Raw genomic sequence first — 3,039 nt, 5'->3', positions numbered from 1 at the left:
GTTAATATACCGTATTGTTACCTCATACCTAAACCACGTATCAACCAATGAGAAGAAAAGTCCCCACGTGCTTCGGCACAGTTATGCAACAAGCCTGCTAAATGCAGGAGCAGATCTAAATGCAATTAAAGAACTTTTGGGTCACGCCAGCTTAGCAGCAACCCAGGTTTACACCCACAATTCGATCGAAAGATTAAAAACAATTTATAAACAAGCCCATCCAAAGGCATAAAAAAAGGAGGAAAAATGAAAATCGGAGTTCAATCAATCCACTTCAGTGCAGACAGTAAGTTGTTAGATTTTATACAAAAAAAAGCAAATAAGCTAGATCAGTTTTTTGACCAGATCATTAGCGGAGAAGTGTATTTAAAGTTAGAAAACGTAGAGGATGAGGCCAATAAAATTAGTGAGATAAAACTCATTGTGCCGGGAGGGACCCTCTTCGCTAAAGAACAATGTAAATCATTTGAAGAAGCCACAGATCTGGCAATTGAATCGTTAAGAAAGCAGATCACTAAACATAAGGATAAAACACGTGCAAAATTAAGTGAGCATAAAGCAATTTTAAGCGAAAGCGAAGCTGCTGATTACTAAAAATTAGCATTATTTTAAGAAAAGGCAACATGATTAATCATTATGTTGCCTTTTTTATGGGCTACCGTGAGGAATTTGCTGTTGTTTTTAATTGTTTTTGATTAATTAATAAATGGTATCGATTGATTTTTTTTAAAATTAATAAGGATGTAAACGATTTGGTGATGTTAAAGGGTATAAGAAGTGGTAGCTGGAAAGCGCCAGGACATGGGGGCAAGCGTAATTAAACTTAAAAACCGATTCATATTCGTTAGAACACCGAAAAAGTTAAAAAAATAATACGATTTTAAGCGAAAGCAAAGCGACTGATTATGAAGTACCTATTATTTTAAATCGTCTTAATTGAGTGGGAGGGCTAAAAATTTCACTATTTTTTTTCAAATTTATTTTGAAGTGAAATATAAGTGTGTATATTTGCATTCCCTTTCGGAAACGGTGTTAGGCCAAGAAGAAAAGGCTTGTTCTTTAAAAAGATAAAAGTTTTAAAAAAACACGTTAATAGTATGAAAAATGAAGATTTTTCGTATCATTGCACAAAATTTAAAGCCTCCTTAGCTCAGCTGGTAGAGCAACTGACTTGTAATCAGTAGGTCATTGGTTCGATTCCGATAGGAGGCTCTTTTTATTTTAAAGTGTTAGCATTTTAAAGTAGAAAATGGGGAGATTCCAGAGCGGCCAAATGGGACAGACTGTAACTCTGTTATCGCAAGATTTCGAAGGTTCGAATCCTTCTCTCCCCACACTTTAAATGAACGACCAAATGTTTTAATGAGAGATTATTTCTATCATTCTTTCATTCAATCAATCACTAGTTTTTAAAAGCGGAAGTAGCTCAGTTGGTAGAGCGATAGCCTTCCAAGCTATAGGTCGCGAGTTCGAACCTCGTCTTCCGCTCCAATAAAAATTAGAAAGTGGGCAGTTATTGGTAACAGTTTTTATTTGGTTAAAACTAAAGGCTGGAACTGGAAACTAAAAAGCCGACTTAGCTCAGCGGTAGAGCACTTCCTTGGTAAGGAAGAGGTCATGGGTTCAATTCCCATAGTTGGCTCAGGATAATAAAGCTTTGTTAAATCTGTTTAATATGCAGGGTAGACAAGGTTTTTTGTGTTGCATTGCATCAAAACAATAAATAAAATTAATAAAAAGTTAACCTACTAATTAGTTATAAATAAAATGGCAAAAGAAAAATTTGACCGTAGTAAACCGCACTTAAACATCGGTACAATCGGTCACGTCGATCACGGTAAAACAACTTTAACAGCAGCTATTACAAAAGTTTTAGCTGATGCAGGTTTATCTGAGGCACGTTCATTCGATTCAATTGACTCAGCTCCTGAGGAAAAAGAAAGAGGTATTACAATTAATACTGCGCACGTTGAGTATTCAACTGCAAACCGTCACTACGCACACGTAGATTGTCCAGGTCACGCGGATTATGTTAAAAACATGGTTACAGGTGCGGCTCAAATGGATGGTGCTATTATCGTTGTTGCTGCTACTGATGGTCCAATGCCACAAACTCGTGAGCACATCTTATTGGCTCGTCAGGTTGGTGTACCTTCATTGGTTGTATTCATGAACAAAGTGGATATGGTTGATGATCCTGAATTATTAGAATTAGTAGAAATGGAAGTTCGTGAATTATTATCGTTCTACGATTTCCCTGGTGATGATATTCCTGTTATTCAAGGTTCTGCTTTAGGTGGTTTGAACGGAGATGCTAAATGGGTAGCAAAAATTATGGAATTAATGGATGCTGTTGATAGCTACATTCCAATTCCTCCACGTTTAACTGAGCTTCCATTCTTGATGCCTGTTGAAGATGTATTCTCGATCACTGGTCGTGGTACTGTAGCAACTGGTCGTATCGAGCGTGGTGTAATCAACTCTGGAGATCCAGTTGAAATCTTAGGTATGGGTGCTGAGAACTTAAAATCTACAGTAACTGGTGTTGAGATGTTCCGTAAGATCTTAGATTATGGTGAAGCTGGTGATAACGTAGGTTTATTGTTACGTGGTATTGAGAAAACTGATATCCGTCGTGGTATGGTAATCTGTAAACCAGGTTCAGTAACTCCTCACACTGATTTCAAAGCTGAGATCTATGTATTATCAAAAGCAGAAGGTGGTCGTCACACTCCATTCTTCAACAAATACCGTCCTCAATTCTATTTCCGTACTACAGACGTTACTGGTGAGATTTCACTAGCTGAAGGTACTGAGATGGTAATGCCAGGTGATAACGTTACAATCACTGTAAAGTTGATCAACGCTATCGCAATGGAAAAAGGTCTACGTTTCGCTATCCGTGAAGGTGGTAGAACAGTAGGTGCTGGTCAGGTAACTGAAATTTTAAAATAATCTTAAATCCCGATTTATCGGGACTAAAGAAAAATAAGAAAAGCAAAGTGTTTAAGTGCGCTTAGGCACTTTGCTTTCTAATTA

General features: G+C 37.2%; 3 protein-coding genes and 4 tRNA genes. All 7 read left to right on the top strand.

Going from position 1 to position 3,039, the window contains the following annotated elements; translation table 11 throughout:
* Nucleotides 1–232 (top strand): tyrosine-type recombinase/integrase (locus AC1DND_RS24215; RefSeq protein WP_477585119.1); only part of this gene is annotated, 232 nt, incomplete at its 5' end.
* Nucleotides 233–246: 14 nt separating this feature from the next.
* On the top strand, nucleotides 247–594 hold the full coding sequence (hpf, locus tag AC1DND_RS24210) for a ribosome hibernation-promoting factor, HPF/YfiA family (RefSeq protein WP_025143266.1): 348 nt from the start codon (nucleotides 247–249) through the stop codon (nucleotides 592–594).
* 545 nt (nucleotides 595–1,139) lie between these two features.
* Nucleotides 1,140–1,212, top strand: a tRNA-Thr gene (locus tag AC1DND_RS24205).
* A 39-nt stretch (nucleotides 1,213–1,251) separates the two neighbouring features.
* A tRNA-Tyr gene (locus tag AC1DND_RS24200) sits at nucleotides 1,252–1,334 on the top strand.
* Between the two features lie 81 nt (nucleotides 1,335–1,415).
* Nucleotides 1,416–1,491 (top strand) — tRNA-Gly (locus tag AC1DND_RS24195).
* A 79-nt stretch (nucleotides 1,492–1,570) separates the two neighbouring features.
* Nucleotides 1,571–1,642, top strand: a tRNA-Thr gene (locus AC1DND_RS24190).
* A 125-nt stretch (nucleotides 1,643–1,767) separates the two neighbouring features.
* Nucleotides 1,768–2,955: an elongation factor Tu gene (gene tuf / locus AC1DND_RS24185; RefSeq protein WP_029279334.1), complete on the top strand. Its 1,188-nt coding sequence runs from the start codon at nucleotides 1,768–1,770 to the stop codon at nucleotides 2,953–2,955.
* Nucleotides 2,956–3,039: the final 84 nt, after the last annotated feature.

This window comes from Pedobacter sp. 01N416 (genome assembly GCF_056399685.1).
The sequence above is the reverse complement of the archived record's forward strand: the minus strand, read 5'-3'. Positions and strand labels throughout refer to the sequence as shown.

Coding starts and splice junctions, on each gene's coding strand:
- hpf (WP_025143266.1), top strand. CDS start 247: ATGAAAATCGGAGTTCAATCAATCCACTTCAGTGCAGACAGTAAGTTG.
- tuf (WP_029279334.1), top strand. CDS start 1,768: ATGGCAAAAGAAAAATTTGACCGTAGTAAACCGCACTTAAACATCGGT.